15 protein-coding genes and 4 pseudogenes are annotated in these 20,882 nt (G+C 70.5%); 12 read left to right on the top strand and 7 right to left on the bottom strand.

The genetic code is table 11. The annotated features are described in order from the left end of the window. Positions 1 to 2 precede the first annotated feature (2 nt). The gene (locus tag LUX31_RS09995) at positions 3 to 1,001 is read right to left on the bottom strand and encodes a TAXI family TRAP transporter solute-binding subunit (protein WP_235474431.1); all 999 of its coding nucleotides are present in this window, start codon (positions 999 to 1,001) and stop codon (positions 3 to 5) included. A 129-nt stretch (positions 1,002 to 1,130) separates the two neighbouring features. Between LUX31_RS09995 and LUX31_RS09990 the strand changes: the two genes are divergently transcribed. The 3 genes from LUX31_RS09990 to LUX31_RS09980 all read left to right on the top strand — a co-directional run bounded on the left by LUX31_RS09990 (position 1,131) and on the right by LUX31_RS09980 (position 4,989). Further along, a complete protein-coding gene (locus LUX31_RS09990) occupies positions 1,131 to 1,553 on the top strand; it encodes a MazG nucleotide pyrophosphohydrolase domain-containing protein (RefSeq protein ID WP_235474430.1) in 423 nt (140 codons plus the stop codon). 300 nt (positions 1,554 to 1,853) lie between these two features. Beyond that, positions 1,854 to 2,648, top strand: coding sequence for a PQQ-like beta-propeller repeat protein (locus LUX31_RS09985; protein ID WP_235480198.1), 795 nt, complete (start codon positions 1,854 to 1,856; stop codon positions 2,646 to 2,648). A 97-nt stretch (positions 2,649 to 2,745) separates the two neighbouring features. Next, positions 2,746 to 4,989, top strand: a complete 2,244-nt coding sequence (locus LUX31_RS09980; protein ID WP_235474429.1) for a protein kinase domain-containing protein — start codon at positions 2,746 to 2,748, stop codon at positions 4,987 to 4,989. A 492-nt stretch (positions 4,990 to 5,481) separates the two neighbouring features. Here LUX31_RS09980 and LUX31_RS09975 read toward each other — a convergent pair whose 3' ends face one another. The 3 genes from LUX31_RS09975 to LUX31_RS09970 form a co-directional block, all read right to left on the bottom strand. Then, entirely contained in the window at positions 5,482 to 6,771 is a 1,290-nt protein-coding gene (locus LUX31_RS09975; RefSeq protein WP_235474428.1) for a vanadium-dependent haloperoxidase, read from the bottom strand. A gap of 77 nt (positions 6,772 to 6,848) precedes the next feature. Then, entirely contained in the window at positions 6,849 to 7,346 is a 498-nt protein-coding gene (locus LUX31_RS37850; RefSeq protein WP_443045944.1) for a transposase domain-containing protein, read from the bottom strand. A 597-nt stretch (positions 7,347 to 7,943) separates the two neighbouring features. Then, complete coding sequence (locus LUX31_RS09970; protein WP_268828138.1) at positions 7,944 to 8,906, bottom strand: caspase, EACC1-associated type; 963 nt, start codon at positions 8,904 to 8,906, stop codon at positions 7,944 to 7,946. A gap of 183 nt (positions 8,907 to 9,089) precedes the next feature. Between LUX31_RS09970 and LUX31_RS09965 the strand changes: the two genes are divergently transcribed. The 7 genes and pseudogenes from LUX31_RS09965 (at position 9,090) to LUX31_RS37845 (ending at position 16,440) form a co-directional block, all read left to right on the top strand. Further along, on the top strand, positions 9,090 to 9,743 hold the full coding sequence (locus tag LUX31_RS09965; RefSeq protein ID WP_235474426.1) for a hypothetical protein: 654 nt from the start codon (positions 9,090 to 9,092) through the stop codon (positions 9,741 to 9,743). A gap of 786 nt (positions 9,744 to 10,529) precedes the next feature. After that, positions 10,530 to 10,708 (top strand): annotated as a pseudogene (locus LUX31_RS09960) (RidA family protein); the annotation flags it as partial. 188 nt (positions 10,709 to 10,896) lie between these two features. Then, complete coding sequence (locus tag LUX31_RS09955; RefSeq protein ID WP_235474425.1) at positions 10,897 to 12,081, top strand: sensor histidine kinase; 1,185 nt, start codon at positions 10,897 to 10,899, stop codon at positions 12,079 to 12,081. After that, positions 12,078 to 12,746 (top strand): response regulator, encoded by a 669-nt coding sequence (locus LUX31_RS09950; protein ID WP_235474424.1) that lies wholly within the window; start codon positions 12,078 to 12,080, stop codon positions 12,744 to 12,746. The genes LUX31_RS09955 and LUX31_RS09950 overlap by 4 nt, the downstream gene beginning before the upstream one ends. Positions 12,747 to 12,939: 193 nt before the next feature. Continuing rightward, the gene (locus tag LUX31_RS09945; RefSeq protein WP_235474423.1) at positions 12,940 to 13,857 is read left to right on the top strand and encodes an ATP-binding cassette domain-containing protein; all 918 of its coding nucleotides are present in this window, start codon (positions 12,940 to 12,942) and stop codon (positions 13,855 to 13,857) included. Then, positions 13,854 to 14,621 carry an ABC transporter permease subunit gene (locus tag LUX31_RS09940; protein ID WP_235474422.1) on the top strand — a complete coding sequence of 256 codons (768 nt, stop codon included), beginning with the start codon at positions 13,854 to 13,856 and terminating at the stop codon, positions 14,619 to 14,621. The genes LUX31_RS09945 and LUX31_RS09940 overlap by 4 nt, the downstream gene beginning before the upstream one ends. Positions 14,622 to 14,664: 43 nt before the next feature. Further along, positions 14,665 to 16,440, top strand: a complete 1,776-nt coding sequence (locus LUX31_RS37845; protein WP_443045943.1) for an alpha/beta hydrolase — start codon at positions 14,665 to 14,667, stop codon at positions 16,438 to 16,440. Here the strand turns inward: LUX31_RS37845 and LUX31_RS09925 are convergent. Together LUX31_RS09925 and LUX31_RS09920 are read right to left on the bottom strand one after the other, a co-directional pair. Then, a pseudogene (locus tag LUX31_RS09925) lies at positions 16,409 to 17,551 on the bottom strand (cation:proton antiporter); the annotation flags it as partial. The gene LUX31_RS37845 and the pseudogene LUX31_RS09925 overlap by 32 nt on opposite strands. A 9-nt stretch (positions 17,552 to 17,560) precedes the next feature. Then, positions 17,561 to 18,038 (bottom strand): annotated as a pseudogene (locus LUX31_RS09920) (cation:proton antiporter regulatory subunit). Positions 18,039 to 18,210: 172 nt separating this feature from the next. Here LUX31_RS09920 and LUX31_RS09915 point away from each other — a divergent pair. Continuing rightward, positions 18,211 to 18,648, top strand: a complete 438-nt coding sequence (locus LUX31_RS09915; RefSeq protein ID WP_235474421.1) for a hypothetical protein — start codon at positions 18,211 to 18,213, stop codon at positions 18,646 to 18,648. Between the two features lie 42 nt (positions 18,649 to 18,690). Here LUX31_RS09915 and LUX31_RS37840 read toward each other — a convergent pair. After that, positions 18,691 to 18,889: pseudogene (locus tag LUX31_RS37840) on the bottom strand (hypothetical protein); the annotation flags it as partial. Positions 18,890 to 19,336: 447 nt separating this feature from the next. Between LUX31_RS37840 and miaB the strand changes: the two are divergent. Beyond that, positions 19,337 to 20,857 (top strand): tRNA (N6-isopentenyl adenosine(37)-C2)-methylthiotransferase MiaB, encoded by a 1,521-nt coding sequence (gene miaB, locus LUX31_RS09910; RefSeq protein WP_235474420.1) that lies wholly within the window; start codon positions 19,337 to 19,339, stop codon positions 20,855 to 20,857. The last annotated feature ends 25 nt before the right edge of the window (positions 20,858 to 20,882 follow it).

Below are 20,882 nucleotides of genomic sequence, written 5' to 3'. Positions count from 1 at the left end.
CCCTACGGCTTGACCGAGCGGTAGTAGCGTCGGGCGCCCTCGTGCAGGGTCAGCGGGTCGGTGTAGATGGCGGTCCGCAGATCCACGAGCTGCGCCGAGTGGACATGGGCGCCGATGCCGTCCCGGCTGTTGATCACCGACCGGGTCAGCCACTCGGTGAGCCTCGGGTCGACGTCCTCGCGTGTCATGAGCAGGTTGGACACGGCGATCGTCGCCACGGTCTCGCCGTCCTGGACGGTCGGGTAGGCCGACTCGGGCATGTTGGTGGCCCGGTAGTAGCGGGAGGCGCCGCCCTGTTCGTGCAGTTTGGCGACCAGGTCCGCGTCGATCGGGACGAAGCGGAAGGCGAAGTCCTTCGCCAGCTGCACCAGACCGTTCGTCGGGAGCCCGCCGGACCAGAAGAAGGCGTCGATCTGGTCCTGCTCGAGCCGCCCGGGCCCGGTGTCGATGCCGTCGGCGAAGGGCTTGATGTCCTTGGCCGGATCGAGACCGGCGGCCGCCAGCACCCGGTTCGCGATCAGCCGTACGCCGGAGTTCTCCAGCCCTATGGCCACCCGCTTGCCCTTCAGGTCCTGCACGGTCGAGATCTTGGAGTCGCGGGGCACGACGAGCTGCACATAGTCGTCGTAGAGCCGCGCGACCCCGCGCAACGAGCTCGCCCCCGGCCGATTCCTCAGCTTGTACGTCTCCACCGCGTCGGCCGCCGCGATGGTGAAGTCGGCGTTGCCCGTGGCCACCCGCTCGACGTTCTCCTGCGATCCCTGGCTGGTCATCAGCCGTACCTCGAGCTTCGGCATGTCCTTGGCGAAGGCCTTGCTGAGCCGCGAGCCGTACTGCTGGTAGACGCCGGCCTGGGTCCCGGTGCTGAACGTGATCGTCCCGTCCGGCGGCTCCTCGTCCAGCGGCAGCAGCCACCACAGCAGCAGCCCGAAGACCACGAAACCGGCGGCCGAGCCCATCAGGGCCTGACGCCTGCGGATCCGGGGGAGCACCTTGAACATGCGCGCGATCCTGCCAGTACGGCCCCGGTACTGGCCAGGGGAGCGGGAGCCGGCGCGGGCGGGGTTGTCGGCCGTACGACGATCGGACCGGCCCCCGGAGGGCCGCCACGGCATCGCTATTGTCACCGCATGCGCCCCACTGACGCCCCCGCCTCGTCGCCCGCCGACCTCGTCCGGGAGTTCCACCTCGCCTTCGGCCTCGACACCCGCAGTACGCCCGCCGAGGTCTCCCCGGACCTCGCGGCGCACCGGGGCGAGCTGCTCGCGGAGGAGGCCGCGGAGGTCGCCGAGGTCGCGGTCACGGGTCCCCTGGACCGGCTGGCGCACGAGCTGGCCGACGTCGTGTACGTCGCGTACGGCACCGCCCTGGTCCACGGGATCGACCTCGACGCGGTGATCGCGGAGATCCACCGCGCCAACATGACGAAGCTTGGCCCCGACGGCCTGGTAGCCCGCAGGGCCGACGGCAAGGTGCTCAAGGGCGACCACTACCGCGCCCCCGACGTGGGGGCCGTGCTGCGTCGACAGGGCTGGAACGCGGGCGAGCGGTAATCCGTACGGCTCTGCTGGAAGCGGCCGGTCAGGGCCTCGCCCCGGCGGTGAGGGCCTGCGGCAGGGGTCTGCCGCAGATACGTACGCGGCGCACCGTGGCCGGGCCCGTCCGTCGGGCGGTTCTGCTTTCCCGGGAACCTCTGGCGCTCGTACAGGCGTCGCATGGACCATCGGCGCGCGGAGGCGTACGGGCGGGGGGTCCGATGGGGCGGTTCGAGTTCGGGGAGTACCGGACGCTCGCGCTGCTCGGGGTGGGTGGGATGGGCCGGGCGTATCTGGCCCGTTCGGCGTCGGGGCGGCTTGTCGTGGTCGCCCGACGGCGACTCGACGCTGCTCGCCGTCACGCGGCGCACGGTATGTCTGGTCACGTTCGCCGAGTACGACACGTCGTGGGCACGGCGCACGAACCAGGGGCAGCCCTGGCGGGCGTACGGCTTCGACCTGCCGACGGGTGCCCCGCTGTGGTTCAGGCGCGGTTCGGCGGCACAGGTGACGGCGCTGAACGCGGCGGGCGGCCGGTTCGCCCTGGCCTCGGCGACCGAGACATTCGGTCCCCTGTACGTGCTCCATGAGCGCTCGGGCGAGGAGGAGTCCAGCATCTCCGACGGCTCGGCCACGCCCGAGGTGCATCCGGGAGCCCGGGGAACCCACTACTACACGACGCAGACGTCCGTGCGGCGGGTGAACCTGGCCACCGGGAAGGCGAGTTGGACCCGACCCCTGGAGTACGCGCGGGTGGCACCACTGGCCGGCGGCGAACTCGTCGTGGCCGCCACGGCCGACGGCCTCGGTGCCCTGGACGCGGCCGGCGGCGACCGGCGCTGGTGGCGCGACGACGTCCGCGCGCTCACCACGACCGACGGCCGCCCCCTGGCGGACGCCACGGCGGTCTACGCGACGGGCCCCCGCCCCGGCGACTCCGCCGTGTCCGAGGGCACGTCCGCGTGGGGCATCCACGTCCTCGCGGCCGACACGGGCAGGCTGCTCTGGGCGGTCCCGGTGGACGGTCTGACCACGCTGTCGTACGCGGCGGCGGGCGACGGCCTGATCCATGTGTGCACCAGTGCGACGCTGCAGACGTTCCGCGGCCCGTGAGCCACGCCGGCCCGCGCGAGCAGGCACAACGGGAGGAGCACCCGCTCACCGACGACCATCCCCGACGGCGAAGGAAAGGCTCACAGGAGGCCCGCGCATGACCACCGCCCTTCACCCCGAGGACCCCAGACAGCTGGGCCGGCACCACCTGATCGCCCGGCTCGGTGCCGGAGGCATGGGCCAGGTCTACCTCGCCCGCTCACCGGGCGGCCGTCTCACCGCCGTCAAGACCGTCCACGAGCACCTGGCCGCGGACCCGCACTACAGGGAACGGTTCCGCCGCGAGGCGACCGCTGCCCGCAAGGTCACCGGCGCCTACACGGCCCCCGTCCTGGACGCCGACCCCGACGCCCGGCTTCCCTGGCTGGCCACCGCCTTCCTGCCCGGAGTGACGCTGAGCCGCGCCGTCGCGAAGACCGGCCCCCTGCCCGCACCGGCCGTGCGTGCCCTCGCCGCCGCCCTCGCCGAGGCGCTGCGCGACATCCACGCGGCCGGCCTCGTCCACCGTGATCTGAAGCCGTCGAACATCCTGGTCACCAGGGACGGCCCCCGTGTCATCGACTTCGGCATCGCCCGCGCCCAGGACGACCGGGCTCTGACCGAGACCGGCGGGATGATCGGCACCCCCGGGTACATGTCCCCGGAGCAGATTCTCGACGGCCCGGCGGTCACTGCGGCGACGGACATCTTCGCGCTGGGCGCGGTGCTGGCGTTCGCGGCGACGGGCCGGAACGCGTTCGGCGCGGCCTCGGTGCCCGCGCTGCTCTACCGGATCGTCCACGAAGAGCCCGAACTCGACGGCGTACCTCTGGAACTGGGCCTGAAGGACCTGATCGACGCCTGCCTCGACAAGCCTCCCGGCAACCGCCCCGATGCCGCCGCGATACTCCACCGCGTCGTCACCGCCGCTCTGTCGGCCTGGTGGCGTGAGGAACCGCTGCGGTCCCTGGTGGCCGACGCCGAGGCGAGTCCGCGGCCCGGCCCGGAACCGATGCCGGCTCCTACCGTCCAGCTGCCGGGCCCGGCGGCCCCCTCCCGGCGGTGGCGCGAGGTGTCCCGCCGAGCCGCCCTCGCGGCTGGCGGCGCCGCCTTCGTCGGCCTGTTCGGTTACTCGGTGGCGCGGGGCGGTGGTGCCGGTGACCAGGACGACGATCCGGACGCCTGGCAGGTGACCGGGGGAACGGCCGGCTCCGGCGCGATCCGCTGGCGGTTGAGCCCCGGCGACGGCCGCGTGGACGCCCTGCTCGCCACCCCGGCCGGGCTCGTCCTGCACGGGCTTGAGGGACCGGTCACCAGTGCCGGGGCGGTCCAGTTGCGTACCGCCTCGACGGGCGGCCTCCGCTGGGCGGCCGAGACCCACGGTGACGTACCGGACGACTGGGGCGTCACCGACGACGGGCTGCTCCTCGCGGGCGGCATCCGCCTCATCCCCACCGTCACCAGCACGGGCAAGACCCTTCCCGGGGCGGCCGCGCCGGACGCCACCCAGCGGTGGTACGTGGTCGCCGGCACCGCCATGGTCCTCAGTGACATGTACGTGCTGCGCGCCGTCTCGCTCACCTCGGGCGTCGAACTCTGGCGCCGCGAAGAGCGCACCGACACCGAGTGGCGCCGTCCCGCCGTCGTCGGCGACGCCCTTCTGCTCACCGACGAGTTGGCCCGTCCGACCTGCGTGGACGCGAGGACGGGCAAAGAACGGTGGACCTACCGGGAGTTGGGCAAGAGCGACACGGTGACGGCCGTGGGCGCACTCCCGCCGGACCGGTTCGCCCTGCTCACCGAGAAGGGCGTGCTGCATGTCGTCGACGCCCGCAGCGGAGACCGTACGGTCGCCCGCGCGCTGAAGACCGAGATCTCGCGCGGAGCCACGGCTCTCGCCCGCACCGGCACCGTCGGCCTCCTCCTGACCGGCTCCACCCTGCACGGCTTCGGCCTCGACGACGCACGCCTGACCTGGAGCACGCCCGCGCTCGGCCTCGACGCCTGCTGGACCCGGCGCCCCGGTGGCAGCCATGTCCCCGTCGTCGCAGGCGGACTGCTGATGCACTGGAAGGACGGCCGTACCCTCACCGCCCTCGATCCGCGCACGGGCCGGTCCCGTGGCCGGGAGAGACAGTTCGAGGGCACCGGCCCCGCACAGTGCCCACCCGCCGTCGCACCGGACGGCGCCACGGTGTACGCGGCGGCGGGCCGCGCCTGCGCGGCACTGCGGACGACCGCGAAGGGCCTCACCGAGACGCACACCCGCACAGCTCCCGCCCCCGTCACCGCCCTCACGGCCGATGCCCACGGCTGGTACGCCTGCGCGGGCCGCAAGACCGTGATGGCGGTCAACCGATGACCCGACCGGGACTCCGTTCACGACCGCCTACCCTTGTCGCATGAGCAGCAACGACCGGAGCCCGGCAGTGGACGTCAAGACCTACGAAGTGCGCACGTACGGGTGATGTCTTCCACAATCCCCCGGAAGTGCCTCTGACCTGCAATGCCGGTGATTTAGCGTGTTACCGCAGGTGGCGGGGGTTGGGGAGTGAGCCTTTAAGGGCTCTAGCTCTGTGAACTCTGCCCCGATTTGGGTGATTGTCCGGCGAAAGCCCCACGCGGCAACGGAGTTCCCCATGGGCAGGAGATCGACCAAGATCCTTCTGTCGCACGAGGAACTCCGTCGGAGGCTCAGTGTCGCACCCTGCCCGCAACAACCAGGCAGCATGACCGGACACGGGGACGGACCGGCCGTAAGCGGTATCTGTCGGCTTCGAGGCGACGGGCCAGGGCGCCGGTGTCGGTGCTGTCCCGAGTTGTCCTCCCGGCGGTGGTGGAAGGGACGGCCGCGTCAGCGCCGCTGGAAGGCGCGGTTCAGGACGTCGTGGGTGACCGCCAGCCCGAGCCGGTGCCCGTGCTCGGAGGCGAAGCGGTAATGCACGCCGGCCCAGATTCGCGCCTCCAGGAGTTCGGCTGTCGCCGCCTGAAGGCTGTCGAAGTGGCGGGTCGTGCCGGAGGCGGGGCTGTACGCGGCGAACGTGAGGTCGTCACGGCCGAAGAACGACCCCAGGGTTGTCATGACCGCCGTGGTGAAGCAGGCGTGGCCCGACGGGTACTCCGGCGACGGGGCGGTGACCCGCAGCGGTGTCCAGTCCGGGTCGGGATCGGTGGCCGCGTTGCCGTCGGTGCCGGCGAGCGGAATGGCCGTCACCGGGCGCCAGAAGTTCCAGTGCGCCTTGGCCTTGTAGCAGGCGATCAGGGTGTCGGCGGAGGCCACGTACACCATGGCGAGCAGCCGGGCCGTCCGGAGGCTGCTGAGGTGGTGCGCGTCGGCGAGTTGCCGGGTGATCGACCATTCGACCATCCGGGGGTCGTCCCACCAGATCGCCGCCTCGGTCTGGTCCTCGGTGCGGACGGTGCTGGTGGCCGCGCCGAGGCTCTTGACCTCGTTCAGGTCGCGGGCCCAGGCGGCGCCGGTCAGGGCCGGCGGGGGCTTGACCCGGTAGGCGCCGGCGTCGGGGACGACGAACGGCTTCAGGTTCGGCACCCAGGCGCCGACGCCGATGTAGCCGGGCGGGGTGAGCCGGTATTCGCCCGGCTCGGTGCCGACGGTCCACGGCGCGGTGGGGTCGAAGCCGTCGTCACGGCGGCTCTCGGTCATCGCCGCGGCGGCGGCCCTGCCGACGGCCACCCCGCCGTCCTCGGCGCGGCCGTCGGGGATCGCGGCCAGCGCCTCGTCGTACCGGGCGTTCAGCGACTCGGCCTGCCCGGGGAAGAGCCACAGCAGCGTGTCGTGGGCGGCCGCCGCCACCGCCGCGGCGGTGGAGTCCCCGGGGCGGCTGCGGGGCGCGCTGACCAGGGGCTCGTACGGACGGCCGGCGACGGCGTTGACCGCGTCGTACACGGCGCCCTGCACGATGGCGAAGCTGCGGGTGCTGGTGGTGGGCGACTGCTTGGCGGTGTCGTAGATGGCGGTCTGGGCGTGGATGTTCCAGGCGATGACGGGATTGCCAGGGGCGGCCTCCACGCCGCTGTGCGCCTCGGCGGCGGTTACCGTCAGTGGGACGGTCAGGGCGAATACGGTGAGGACCGCGATACGGCGTAACCCTCTGCATGATCCGGCGAGCGGGCGTTGTGTCACGAGAACCCCCATGCGCTTGTCGGTGACAGATTGTCCGAGCCTATAGGCAGGGGTCAGTTTTGTCGTTACATCGACAATCATCGACAACTGAGCGCTGTTCCCTGGCGAGTTGGGGACGTCCAGGACGGTTCCGTCCCAGGCCCAAGGCGTTGTCGGGCCCGGGTCGGCGCCGCGCTGGTGGGAAGCTTCTGCATCCCCCAGCCCGGCAGGTGCCGCAACTGCTCCGTAAGCATTCGCAGTACGGCCCGGTAACCCGGAGGTCCGGCACTGTCCGCGCTGCTGAACAGGCACAGCGCCAGGACGAAATACATCACTGCACGGGCGGGCGGGAGCCGTCGTCGCTTCTCGCGGGCTCCAGCCCGTTCGATCACTTCGTCAACGGCCTGAGGCGTGATTGCCTCGGTCAGGACGCCAAGGCGTAGGTGTTCGCCGAAGCACAGCTCAGCGGGGACGGGCCGCGGAGAGGATGACTGGTCTCCGGCCAGGGAAGGGTGGTTGTTGCGGGCGGGGTGCGACACTGAGCCTCCGACGGAGGTCCTCGTGGACAGAAGGATCTTGGTCGATCTCCTGTCCATGGGGAACTCCGTTGCCGCGTGGGGCTTTCGCCGGACAACCACCCAAATCGGGGCAGAGTTCACGGGGCTGGAGTCCTTACGGACTCGCTCCCCAACCCCCGCCACCTGCGGTAACACGCTAAGTAACCGTCCGGCCGCGGATCACACGGCGGAACTCCGTCAGGTGCGCGCGGCTCTGCGGTGGCTGGGGCAGGAGAAGGACTCTGCCCGGGGCTGGAGTGCCGAGGGCGAGGCGGAGTACACGGTGAGGACGGGCAAGTTGCGGGAGCGCAGGGCGGCGCTGTCGGCTTCCTCAGCGGCAGGAGGAGTGGCGCAGGGTGAGCACCGGGGAAAGCTACGCCGAGTTCTGGGCACGGGCGGACTGGGCCGAGCGCAGGCATTTGCTGCTGGACGAGGGGCTCACCGTGGTGGCTCATCGAGCCAGGCCCGTCAGGGGCACGGCGCACGGAGGAGCTGAGGGGACGACGAGAGTACAGATTGTTCCCGGCGCCGATCTGGCGAACAGACTGCGCCTGCAGGATGCGATCTCTGAGGTAGCGCGCGGATTCGGTACTGCCCGAAGCTCTGGCTGAAGGCCGTGGGTTTCATGGCCGCTTGCTATGTGGCGGAAGCCGAGCGGTGCCCCTCCGAGTCCGGCGCGAGCCCCATTGAGTCGGCCGCGATCGACGCGAAGAGTTCGGTCGCGTGAGCCAGCAGCATCCGCTGTTCTCCGGCGGGCAGCGTTTGAACACTGCCGCGATCGGCCACTCGTCGGGCGAATTCTGCGCGGGCTGCTATGCCCTCCGGAGTGCGCGCCGTACCGAACGCGGGATTGCGGACGAAGGCGAGGTTGCCGCTGTGGTCCGTGGCGCGTTGCCGTGGGCGCGGCAGACGACCTCCGGATGCGTCAGCGGCAGTGGTGGGCAAGATCACGGACAGGTAGTGGAACACGGTGTTCAGGTCAAGGTGCTGCGGGCCGTCCGGAATCCCGCGCTCGAACAACTGCAGCAGGGCACCGGTGAAGCCGGTGTGCCTGTCCGTCAGTCCGTACCGCGCCCGAGTGGTCTTGCCCGTGGCGCACAGGATGTGGACGTCTCCCGCGCTCCGGTCCTCGAGCGCCCGGCCGGCGAAGCAGCAGTCGAGTACCACGACTGATTGCTTCGCCCGCAGCGACCGCAGGCGGCTGAATACGGCGTTGCCGGGCACGCCGGTTCGGATCCGGTCGGCACCCTTGTCGACTGAGCCGTGGAGAGTCAGGAAGAGTTCCATGAGTCCGTGCCCGCCGCCGTCCAAGGATTCCTGCATGCCGTGCCCCACGTAGTAGAAGAGCACCACGTCCGGCTGCTGACCCGCGATCTGGTCCAACGGGCCGAGGATTTCGTCTGTGCTCTTGGGATTGGTGACGGTGACCACGTGCTCTTCACAGAACAGTCCGGTGGTCCCGGTCAGAGCACGCCTGAGATCTGACACGCTCGTCTCGGCCTGCGGAATCCCTTCCAGCGTGGAATCGAGATACTCTGACGCGCCCACGAGAATCGCCCACGAACTCTCCCGGTCTATCACGCGAGTTGGCCAGGGCATCCTCATCCAGTCCCTTCGCTCGGCAGGCAGTCCCGGCGAAGCCGTTCCTGCACTTTTGAGATCTCTGCTTCGCTCCGCGCCGAGCCGGTTGGCCTGTGGCTTCGATACTGACCCGGCCGTGCGCCAGCCGTACGATGTGATGGTCCCGCCCGAGGGGGCGCAGCCATTTCGCATACTGTGCGCATGCGCTTCGGGGTGGTCGTAGGGATCCTTTACTGTCTGCAGTTCAGCCGGGAGCTGAGCGAGCAGGAGGTCGAGCGCATCGCTCACATGATCCTGGAGCAGCCGTTTTCCGACCTCACCACGGGGGAGGCGTACGCATCGGTCGAGGCGGCGCTCGCCGAGAACTCCTGGGAGAGGGACCTGTCCTGGCAGCCACACGACGAGCCGTCGATCCGGGACTTCCTGCGGCGTCTGCTGGAACGTCTGGACGAGCTGCGCCCGTGGCAGGAGCCGCTGTTCCGCGCTCTCGGGCTGGGGCGCTGGGAGGAGTTCAAACGCGGAACCCTGCTGGCCTACGTGCGGCTGGACTCCCCGGCGAAGGACCTGGTGCACAGGCGCTTGCGTTCCGTACCCGGGGATGAGCACCAACTGCGGGGACTGGTGCTGCGTCTCAGGTCCGGGGACCAAGTCGCCGTGGTGGCACCGCCGTTGCCGGGCGGATACGACGCGGTACTGATGGCTGTGCGGCCGCACCGACCCGTGGCGGAGATGACCGAGGCTTTCCAGACCCATACGGGATACCCACGGGAGCGGGTGTCCCCGGCAGCCCAGCGCTGGTGGGAAGCACGGAGCGGCGGAACGCTGCCTCCGGGGGTGCACCCGCTGCGGGACTGAGCAGCGAGTCGACAGCGGCTGCCACCCCCGAGGCGGACCCACCAAAGAGGCTGCTCCCCGGCTGCTGGAGCGCCGCGTACCCACCGGTGAGGCGGCCCGATGCCGGAGCGGCACCACGGTGACCGGGCAGCGGGCGGGTGGAGGGCGGCCCGGCCGACCGAACCAAGGAGCAGGCCGGTAACTCTGCCATGCCCGCGTGCGCCGAGCGCCATCACTTCGGTCCATGCGCCGGTCTGCAAGCGACGGCCGCCATCCCGACCGACTCTTGACAGGCGCATGATCAAAGGGGAGTATCCGGGCGCCATGCGCAAGGGGTGTACATACGGATGAATCCGTGATCAACCCGGCAGAGCTTGGGGGACAGTCACGCGCATACGCAGTGAGAGACACCGAAGATCGTCCGCGGTGTGGCGGTATCCCGGCCGACGATCACGGTTAGGTATGGCGGCTCTGGTGGCAGTGGCCGTGGCCCTTCCTTCAACATGTGCGGCGCGGTCGACGACAACGACGAGTGCAGTTCCAAGGGTGGCAGTGGCGAGGGTACGGCGGTCCCTGCGATCGTCTCCTCACTGCTGGACTACCGGCCCGACATCGTCACGCTCAACGAAGTGTGCGAAAACCAGTTCACTGCTCTCCTTGAACAGGTCGAGGCGGCCTATACCCAGATGGGCGGACGCCGGCCACCGGCGGTGACGACTTCGACGTACGGCTGTGGGACACGGCCACCGGCAGGGCACGCTGCCCACAGGCGCCATACTGCGGCCGTTCGGTCCGTGACCTTCGACTGCCGACGTGGTGCGGGTGTGCTATCTGCTGCCCGACCGGGCCGACTTCGAGCCCTGCTGGCCGGTACTGCGTCACGTCTTCGGCCAGGTCCGACCGGCCGCCACGATGTTGATGTGCAGCCTCGCCGACCCCGGATGAAGATCGAGATCGAGGTGTACGCACGGCGGGTCGCCGCGTGACAGCTCGCGTCTTCAGGGGTGAGGGAACGAGGGCGTCGTGCCCGAGGGCGGGCGGGGCGATCTGACACATGCCAAGTGCTCACGCCTGAAACCACTGCTGCCCGGCGGCGGAGTGCCGGGCGGACGGTGCTGCGCGGGTACTCCCGCTGTCGTACGCGCTCAGGCACTGCCGCTCATACGGTGGGGAGGTGACGTCCTTCGATCGCCTGACCGCCCGGCTGCGGGATCTTTCGCCCAGGTCCGTGGATCTGCTCGTGGTGGCTGTGGTCGCGTGGTTCACCGGACTGGACGCGTGGTCGAACGAACCGGAGTACCGGCAGGCGGACTGGTTCACCTGGCTGCTGCTGGCGGTCTCGCTCCTCGCCCTGGTGTGGCGGCGGCGGTGGCCGGTGGCGGTCGCGGTGGTGACGGGTGCGGCGTGCGCGGGCTGGGCGCTGTACGGGCACATCGGGGAGCTGCTGAATCTGCCGGTGATCGTGGCGCTGTACACGGTCGCGGTACAGGGCGACCGGCGCCGCACGGTGCGGACCGGACTGATCGCCTCCCTCACGTCGGGTGCGGTCGCGCTGTGGGTGGGCAACGACGTGGTGAACCCGCAAGGGCTGGCGGTACTGGAGATGCTGTGGCCGCTGGTGCCGCTACTGCTGGGTGAAGCGGTGCGTACGCGGCGACAGTTGCAGGCCGAGTACGTCGCCCGGGCCGCCCGTGCGGAGGAGGACCGGGAGCGGGAGGCGGCCCGTCGGGTGCACGAGGAGCGGGTCCGGATCGCCCGTGAGCTGCACGACGTGGTTGCGCACACGGTCGCGGCGATGACCGTGCAGGCGGGCGTGGCGCTGGACGCGTTCGACGTGAAGCCCGAGGTGGCCCGGGCGGCGATGCGGCAGGTGCGGGCGGCGGGCAAGGAGGCGGTACGGGAGCTGCGCGCCACCGTCACTGTGTTGCGCGAGACGGAGGGCGAACCGGTGGAACCGGCGCCGGGGCTCGAGCGGCTCGCCGAACTGGTCGACCGGTTCGCGGGCGGCGATGTGGAGATCACGCTCCGGCAGGAGGGAGAGCCGGACGGGGTGTCGTCGGTGGTGGGGCTGGCCGCGTACCGGATCGTGCAGGAAGCGCTGACGAACGTCGTCAAGCACTCCGGTGCCCGGCACGCGGCGGTGGCCGTCGTGCGGGGCGACGGTGGACTGATGGTAGAGGTCGTCGACGACGGCCCTCCCTCCCCGTCACCAGCCGGGGGCGGCTTCGGCCTGGCCGGGATGCGGGAGCGGGCAGCGGCGGCCGGGGGCACGATCGACTACGGACCGGTGCCCGGCGGCGGGTTCCGGGTGCGGGCCGAACTGCCGGCCCGTGGCGGCGACGGAGGGGAGCGATCGTGACGGTGCGTGTGGTGCTCGCGGATGACCAGACCGTCGTACGGGCGGGCTTCCGCGCCCTGCTGGACCTGACCGACGACCTGGTCGTGGTCGCGGAGGCGGCCGACGGGCGGCAGGCCGTGGAAGCGGTGCGGCTGACCCGGCCCGACGTCGTGCTGATGGACATCCGTATGCCCGGCGTCGACGGCATCGAGGCCACCCGCCAGATCGCCGCCGACCCTGCCCTGGACGGCGTACGCGTGGTCATGCTCACCACGTACCAGGCCGACGGTTACGTCTTCGAGGCGCTGCGGCACGGGGCGGCCGGGTTTCTGCTGAAGGACATCGAGCCGGACGAACTGCGGGCGGCGATCCGTACGGTCGCGGCCGGGCAGAGCCTTCTCGCACCGGCCGTGACCCGCGCTGTGGTGGAGGAGTTCGCCCGGTTGAAGGGCCCGGAGGCGGTGGGTGCGGAGCGGCTGGCGGTGCTCACCGAGCGGGAGCGGGAGGTGATGGCGCTGGTCGCGGCCGGACTGGGCAACGAGGAGATCGGCCGGACGCTGCTGATGAGCCCGCTGACCGCGAAAACCCATGTGAGCCGCGCGATGATCAAGCTCCGGGCGCGGGACCGGGCGCAGCTGGTAGTGCTGGCGTACGAGACGGGACTGGTCAGGGCAGGAGAAGGCTGAGCGAGTCGGCGAGGCCCCTCCCGGAACCGGAAGACGCGCCGCAGCTCGCTGCCGTGATCGGTGCTGAAGCCGCACGGGGCGGGCAACGGTCGGCGCCCTGGGACTGGGTCCGGCGAGAGCTACTCCCGTGGGAGTAGCGGCCGACTCCCGGCGGCGGATGTCCGGATCGTCCGGGCTTCCTACCGTGGTCGGCATGATCGAAACACACGACCTCACGAAACGCTACGGCGACCGGACCGCCGTCGACCGACTGACGTTCACCGTCCGGCCCGGCCGGGTGACCGGCTTCCTCGGCCCCAACGGCGCCGGAAAGTCCACCACCATGCGCCTCGTCCTCGGCCTCGACGCACCCACCGCGGGTACCGTCACCGTGGTGGGCCGACGGTACGCCGAACTGCCCGCGCCCCTGCGCATGGTCGGCGCGCTGCTGGACGCCAAAGGTGTGCACGGCGGACGCACCGCTCACCAGCACCTGACCGGGCTGGCGGCGAGCAACCGCATCCCGCGCCGCCGGGTCACCGAAGTCCTGGACCTGACCGGTCTGACCGAGGTGGCCGGGCGGCGGGTCAAGGGCTTCTCGCTCGGCATGAGCCAGCGGCTCGGCATCGCCGCCGCACTGCTCGGCGACCCGGAGGTGCTGATCCTCGACGAGCCGGTCAACGGCCTGGACACCGAGGGCGTCCGCTGGATCCGTACGCTGCTGAAGTCCCTTGCCGGGCAGGGCCGTACGGTTTTCCTCTCCAGCCACCTGATGAGCGAGATGGAGCTGACCGCCGACCATCTGATCGTGATTGGCAAGGGCCGACTGCTGGCCGACACGAGTGTGCGGGACTTCATCGAGGCCGACTCCCGCGCCCATGTGCTCGTTCGCTCCCCGGAACCGGAGCGGCTCCGGGACCTGATGGCGGCCATGGGCGCGACCGTAGGGCTCGACGCCCGGGGCGGCTGGCGCGTGGACGGCCTCGATGCCGCCACCATCGGCGAGCTGGCCCGCGTTCACGGCCTCGCTGTACACGAACTCACCCCCGTGCACTCCTCCTTGGAGGAGGTGTACACGGCCCTCTCCCACGATTCGACTGAGTACCGGACACCCCAGGAGGCCGTCCGATGACCATCCCCATACAGGCACGAGCCGGTCTTCCGCAGGCGCTCGCACATGAGTGGATCAAGTTCCGCAGCGTGCGCTCCCTGGTGTGGACGACCGTCGCCACCGCCGTCGTCCCCGTGCTGGGCGCGGTGTTCGTCGCGGCGACAGGGAGCCTGCAGCCGGACGACACGGTGCTCGGCGCCGGCCTCACCCTCTCGGTCACCGCACAGACGCTCGCCGCGGTCGTCGGCGCCCTGGTGATCACCAGCGAGTACGGCAGCGGCAGCATCCGCACCACCTTCGCCGCTACCCCGCGCCGCGCCAGCGTACTGGCGGCGAAGGCGACGCTGCTCGCGGGGCTGACGTACGTCCTGGCGCTGGCCTCCTGCACCCTCGCCTACCTCGTCGGCGACGCGATGCTCGAAGACGGCACGTACGCCCAAGGGGAGCCGCTGCCCGCCCTGTTCGGCGTCGCCGCCTGCTTCGCGGTGGCCGCACTGTTCGGCCTGGCGGTCGGCACCCTCGTACGCCACTCCGCCGGCGCCGTCACCGCCGTCATCGGCCTGCTGCTCCTGCCGTCCCTCCTCGGGCCGCTCTTCGGCTACGCCCAGCGCTGGGTCGCGGGCATCTCACCGACGGCCGCCCTCCAGAAACTCACCCAGACCTCGGACGCGACCCCGGAGACGGTCGGCAGCCTCGGCCCCTGGCCGTCCCTGCTGCTCGTCACGGGCTACACGACGGCGCTGCTCCTGCTGGCCGCTGTGACCCTGCGCAGGCGGGACGCCTGATCCTCACAGCCCTCTGAAGCCCTCTGACGAATGGAGAATCACCATGCCGTGGACGACTGCACGCATACGGCTGCTCCTAGCCCTGGTGATCGCCGATCTCCTGTTGGTGGTCGGGGTCTCCTGCGCGGATGCCGACGCGACGCAGCCCGCCCCGCAAGGCGCTCGGGTCACCGCCGAGGAGACGGTGGGCGACCGCGTGGTCGACCTGACCCTCGACTCCCCGGCCCTGAGCCGCCCCGCGAAGGTCCGGTTGCTGACCCCGGACGGCTGGCAGGAACGACGGCCCGGCGACAGCTGGCCGACGCTGTATCTGCTGGTCGGCGGGGACGGCAACCACAAAGCCTGGACCGAGGACTACGACGCCCGGCTCCGGGACGTGCCCCAACTGCGCGACGTGCTCGTCGTGATGCCGCAGATGCCGCTGTTCGGCTTCTACACGGACTGGTACAACGGTGGCCGGGGCGGCCCGCCCGCGGTGGAGACCTTCCACCTCAAGGAGGTGCGCCCTCTCCTGGAACGGCACTACGGAGCGGGTACCCGTCGTGTGGCCGCGGGGGATTCGCAGGGCGGGTTCGGTGCCCTCTCTTACGCGGCGCGCCACCCGGGACTGTTCCGGGCGGTGGCGAGCTACAGCGGCTTCGTCCACCCGAGCCAGCATCCGCACGCGATCCGGGCCGCGATGACGTACCTCGGCCTGGACTGGAAGGCGCTGTGGGGCGACCCGGTCGCCCAGCGCGCCAACTGGCAGGCCCACGACCCCTATTACCTGGCCGATCGACTGCGTACGACACCTGTGTATCTCTCCAGCGGTGACGGCACGGCAGGCGTCCTCGACCCGCCCGGTACCGAACCCGACCCGGAGATTCCCGGACTGGAGGACCCGTCCGGTCCGTTCCCCGAGGACGCGATCTCTCCGACGGAGACGCTCATGGAACGCGAGTCCCGGACCCTTGCCGCCCGCCTGGCCTCCGCCGGAACACCGGTGACGACGCACTTCTACGCAGGCACGCACTCCCCGCCGTACTGGGCACGAGAGTTCCACCGCTCACTGCCGCTCCTGCTGGACGCCCTGCAAGGCCCGAAAGTCGTACGGGAAGAGCGGGTTGCCCCGCGCCAGGTCGATCTCACCGTCGCCTCGCCCGCACTCGGCGGCACGGCCAGAGTGCGGCTGCTGACGCCGGACGGCTGGGAGCGGCGGCGGCACGGCCGGAGCTGGCCCGTCCTCTACCTCCTGCACGGCGGCTTCGAACCGGAGACCTACAAGACCTGGATCCGAGAGTCCGATATCGAGGACCTCCCCCAACTGCGCGACGTCCTGGTGGTGATGCCCGAAGGAGGGCAGGTCGGCTTCTACAGCAACTGGCGGAACCACGGCAGCGGAGGCCCGCCCGCCTGGGAGACCTTCCACCTGGACGAACTGCGCCCGCTGCTCGAACACCACTACGGCGCCGGGACACGCAGGGCGGTGGCCGGGCTGTCGATGGGCGGCTTCGGCGCGGTGTCCTACACGGCCCGCCGCCCGGGGCTGTTCCGTGCCGCGGCGAGCTTCAGCGGGCCGGTCCATCTCCTGCACCCGCGGATGCGCGAGGTCTGGCCGCAGATGGAAGAGGCGTACGGCGGAAGCCTGGACGCTCTGTGGGGCGACCGGGATACCCAGCGCCCCGTCTGGCATGCTCGGTCGACCGTGCCTCGGTCGTCCACCGCGTTGTGGGCGTTCGGGAGAGGCAGGGAGGTCGCCTCGGCCGCGGGGTGCTCGGAGACCACAGGAGTGGGTTTGCGCAGCCGGTCCGTCAGGCGCAGGGCCACCGGTTCGGTGTAGCGGGCGGTGAGCGGCCCGAGAACGACGAGGATCAGGACGTATGCCGTGGCCAGTGGGCCGATACGCGGTTCGACGCCGACGGCGAGTCCGGCGATGACGATGGAGAACTCGCCGCGGGCGACCAGGGTGCCGCCGGCCCGCCAGCGGCCCTTGGCGGAGATCCCGGCGCGCCGTGCGGCCCAGTGGCCGGTAGCGATCTTCGTCAGCGCGGTGACGGTGGCCAGGGCGAGCGCCGGGAGCAGGACGGGCGGGATGTCCGCCGGATCGGTGTGCAGGCGAAGAAGACGAAGAACACCGCGGCGAACAGATCCCGCAGCGGAGTGAGGAGGCCGCTGGCCCCTTCGGCGACCTCCCCGGACAGCGCGATACCCACGAGGAACGCCCCCACGGCCGCCGACACCTGCAACTGCTGGGCAACCCCGGCCACCAGGAGGGCCAGTCCGAAGACGACCAGCAGGAGCATCTCGGCACTGTCGGAGGACACCGCCCGGCTGACCAGCCCGCCGTGACGCAGGGCCACGTACAGGACGGCGCCGACGGTGCCCAGGGCGATCAGCAGGGTGGCGGCGCCGCCCGCCAGGCTCACCCCCGCGAGCAGGGCGGTGAGGATGGGCAGGTAGACGGCCATGGAGAGGTCTTCGAGGACGAGGATGCTCAGGATGACGGGTGTCTCGCGGTTGCCGAGTCGTCCCAGGTCTCCGAGGACTTTGGCGATGACGCCGGAGGAGGAGATCCAGGTGACCCCGGCCAGGGCGACGGCGGCGACCGGGCCCCAGCCCAGCAGCAGCGCCATCGCCGCACCGGGGGTGGCGTTGAGGACCAGGTCGACCGCGCCGGCGGGGTATTGGGTCTTGAGGCTGGAGACGAGCTCGGAGGCGCTGTACTCCAGGCCGAGCAGAAGCAGCAGGAGTATGACGCCTATCTCGGCGCCGGTAGCCACGAACTCCTCACTGGTGCCCAGCGGCAGGAGCCCGCCCTCACCGAAGGCGAGGCCGGCCAGCAGATACAGGGGAATCGGCGAGAACTGGAACCGCCCGGCGAACCGTCCCAGCAGCCCCAGACCGAGGGTGATCGCGCCGAACTCGATCAGGAACACCGCGGAGGAGTGCATGCCGGGTCACTACCTGCCGAGTATCGCCGCGGCTGCCTCCACGCCCTCGCGCGTACCGATCAGGATCAGGGTGTCGCCGCCGGCCAGCCGGAAGTCCGGGGCAGGTGACGGTTTCGCCTCGGCGCAGCACCGCGACGATGGACACACTGGTCTCGGTGCGCATCCGCGTCTCGCCCAGCAGCCGCCCGTTCCAGTGCGAGGTGGCGGACAGTTCGATCCGCTCCGCCACCAGCCCCAGGTCGGTCGTGGACAGCAGGTTCGGGCTGTGGTGCGCCGGCATGAGAGCGTCGATGAGGGTCGCCGTCTCTTCGGACGTCAGCCGCACCGACAGATCGCAGGCGTCGGGATCGTCCTTGCGGTACGCGCCCAGGGTCCGTGATCCGTCGCGGTGGGCGACGACCGACAGGCGGCGCTGTTCCCGTGTCGTCAGGTCATAGCGCACGCCAATCCCCGGCAACGGCGTACTGCTCAGGCGTGGAGCACCCATGGCTGCCCCCTGTCTGGTTCGGGCGTTATCTCGGACAGTTGTCGGTGTCACCCTAACGAGGGTCTGGAATCGGTCATGGGAGTGCGGCCGAGGGCCGAGTGGGACAATCCGCGTCCCCCCGGAACGACTGACAGGACTGGCAGGACTGGCAGGACTGGAAGGAAACGTCAGCATGATCGAGTGGGTGTCTCTCAGCTCCGGGGTGCGGCCTGTCCCCCGGCCGGTCGCCACCCCGCTGGTGTGGGCTGCGGCCTCCGGCGGTGCCCTGGTGCTCGTGGCGCTGCTCAACACCCTCACCGGCACCGACCAGCCCGAACTCGCCTTGACGGCACTGTCCCTGCTGGCCGCCCTGCTGGGCCTGTGCGCGCGCTTCACCGCGGCACCCGGTACGGCGGTGCTGTGCTGGCTGTTCCTCAACGGCTTCGCCATCCCGCCCGTGGGGACCCTCACCTGGGCCGGACACCGCGACACGTTCTGGCTCGCCTGCCTGCTCGCCGCAGCTCTCGTCGGCACGCTGCTGGCCCGCTTGCTCCACGCCCGCGCGGCCTACCGCCGGGTCACCGAGGGAGGCGCGGCGACGGACCCGCGCGATGGGCTGCACGACCTCTGAACCTGGCTCAGCAGGTTGCGGGCGTAGTGAAGCCGTAAGAATTCAACATGGTGTTTCGCTGTCTCCTGTGACGGATGCGAGTACGTCGTCGGCCGTGGGTGCCACGACCGACAACGAACAAGTCGGCCAGGGTCTGCTGGTTGCATAGACCTCGCTGGGAAACGACCTTCGCCAGGATCCGGTCCGCGTCGGTGATCTCTTGACGGAAGACGCCGCCACGGGTTCCCGGAAACCGGGCGCCGCTGACGGATAGCTGAAGCGGGCAACACGCACCTGCTATAGCCCCACCCCGCGCATTCTCATGAGTTTCTTTCGACCTGTCGAGGATTCCCCAGGCCAGGCCACGAGTGCGGTGGCCTGGACGATGACGCGGCCGTGAGGTACTTGCGCAACACCAGCGTCCGGGCCGCAGGCGGCGCAGCCCCGGCGTTCAGTTCCAACGGAGCCCAGCACCGGACGAGCGGCGCCGATGACGTCAGCAGCGGCATGGCGACCGGCGGTGTGATCGTGGCGAGCATGTTGAAACGGAATGCGCCCCGCAGTCGCGTCGGCCGCCCTGTTCATCTTCGTAGCCCCGGCCCTCAAGGCGTGCGGCGACGCCGACGTCGTTGTTCAGCCGAGAACAGGCGGCACTGAGGGGTGAAGGGACTGAGGCGGGCTCCTGTTCGTGACCGCATACCCTTGACCCATGACGAGCAGCAACGACCGGAGCCCGGCAGTGGACGTCAAGACCTACGAAGTGCGCACGTACGGGTGCCAGATGAACGTCCATGATTCCGAGCGATTGTCCGGTCTGCTCGAAAACGCTGGCTATGTACGTGCCGCCAAGGACGCGGACGGAGACGCGGACGTCGTCGTCTTCAACACCTGCGCCGTGCGTGAGAACGCCGACAACCGGCTGTACGGCAACCTCGGCCGGCTCGCCCCGATGAAGACCAAGCGCCCCGGGATGCAGATCGCGGTGGGTGGCTGTCTCGCGCAGAAGGACCGCGACACCATCGTGAAGAAGGCGCCCTGGGTGGACGTCGTCTTCGGTACGCACAACATCGGCAAGCTGCCCGTCCTGCTCGAACGCGCGCGCGTGCAGGAAGAGGCCCAGGTCGAGATCGCCGAGTCCCTCGAAGCGTTCCCGTCGACGCTGCCTACCCGCCGCGAGAGCGCGTACGCGGCCTGGGTGTCGATCTCCGTCGGCTGCAACAACACCTGCACCTTCTGTATCGTCCCGGCCCTGCGCGGCAAGGAGAAGGACCGTCGCACCGGCGACATCCTCGCCGAGATCGAGGCCCTGGTCGGCGAGGGCGTCTCCGAGATCACCCTGCTCGGGCAGAACGTCAACGCGTACGGCTCCGACATCGGCGACCGCGAGGCCTTCGGCAAGCTGCTGCGGGCCTGCGGGAAGATCGACGGCCTGGAGCGCGTCCGCTTCACCTCCCCGCACCCGCGCGACTTCACCGACGACGTCATCGCCGCCATGGCCGAGACGCCGAACGTGATGCCGCAGCTCCACATGCCCATGCAGTCCGGCTCGGACACGATCCTGAAGGCGATGCGCCGCTCGTACCGCCAGGAGCGCTACCTGGGGATCATCGAGAAGGTGCGGGCCGCCATCCCGCACGCGGCTATCACCACCGACATCATCGTCGGCTTCCCCGGGGAGACCGAGGAGGACTTCGAGCAGACGATGCACGCGGTCCGCGAGGCCCGGTTCGCGCAGGCGTTCACCTTCCAGTACTCCAAGCGGCCCGGCACGCCCGCCGCCACCATGGAGAACCAGATCCCCAAGGAGGTCGTCCAGGCGCGCTACCTGCGCCTCGCCGCCCTCCAGGAGGAGATCTCCTGGGAGGAGAACAAGAAGCAGATCGGCCGCACCCTGGAGCTGATGGTCGCCGAGGGCGAGGGCCGCAAGGACGGCGCCACCCACCGCCTCTCCGGCCGCGCCCCCGACAACCGCCTGGTCCACTTCACCAAGCCGGACACCGAGGTACGCCCAGGGGACGTGGTCACGGTCGAGATCACGTACGCCGCCCCGCACCACCTCCTCGCCGAGGGCTCCGTTCTGAACGTGCGTCCCACGCGCGCGGGTGACGCCTGGGAGAAGCGCAACACCGCGGAGGCCGCCAAGCCCGCGGGCGTGATGCTCGGCCTGCCGAAGATCGGGGCGCCCGCTCCGCTGCCGGTGGCTACGGGGAGCGGCTGCGGCTGCGACTGACGTCCTGGCACAATGCGGACAGGGA

This window comes from Streptomyces sp. GQFP, assembly GCF_021545335.1.
Taxonomy (GTDB): Bacteria; Actinomycetota; Actinomycetes; order Streptomycetales; family Streptomycetaceae; genus Streptomyces.
The sequence above is the reverse complement of the archived record's forward strand: the minus strand, read 5'-3'. Positions and strand labels throughout refer to the sequence as shown.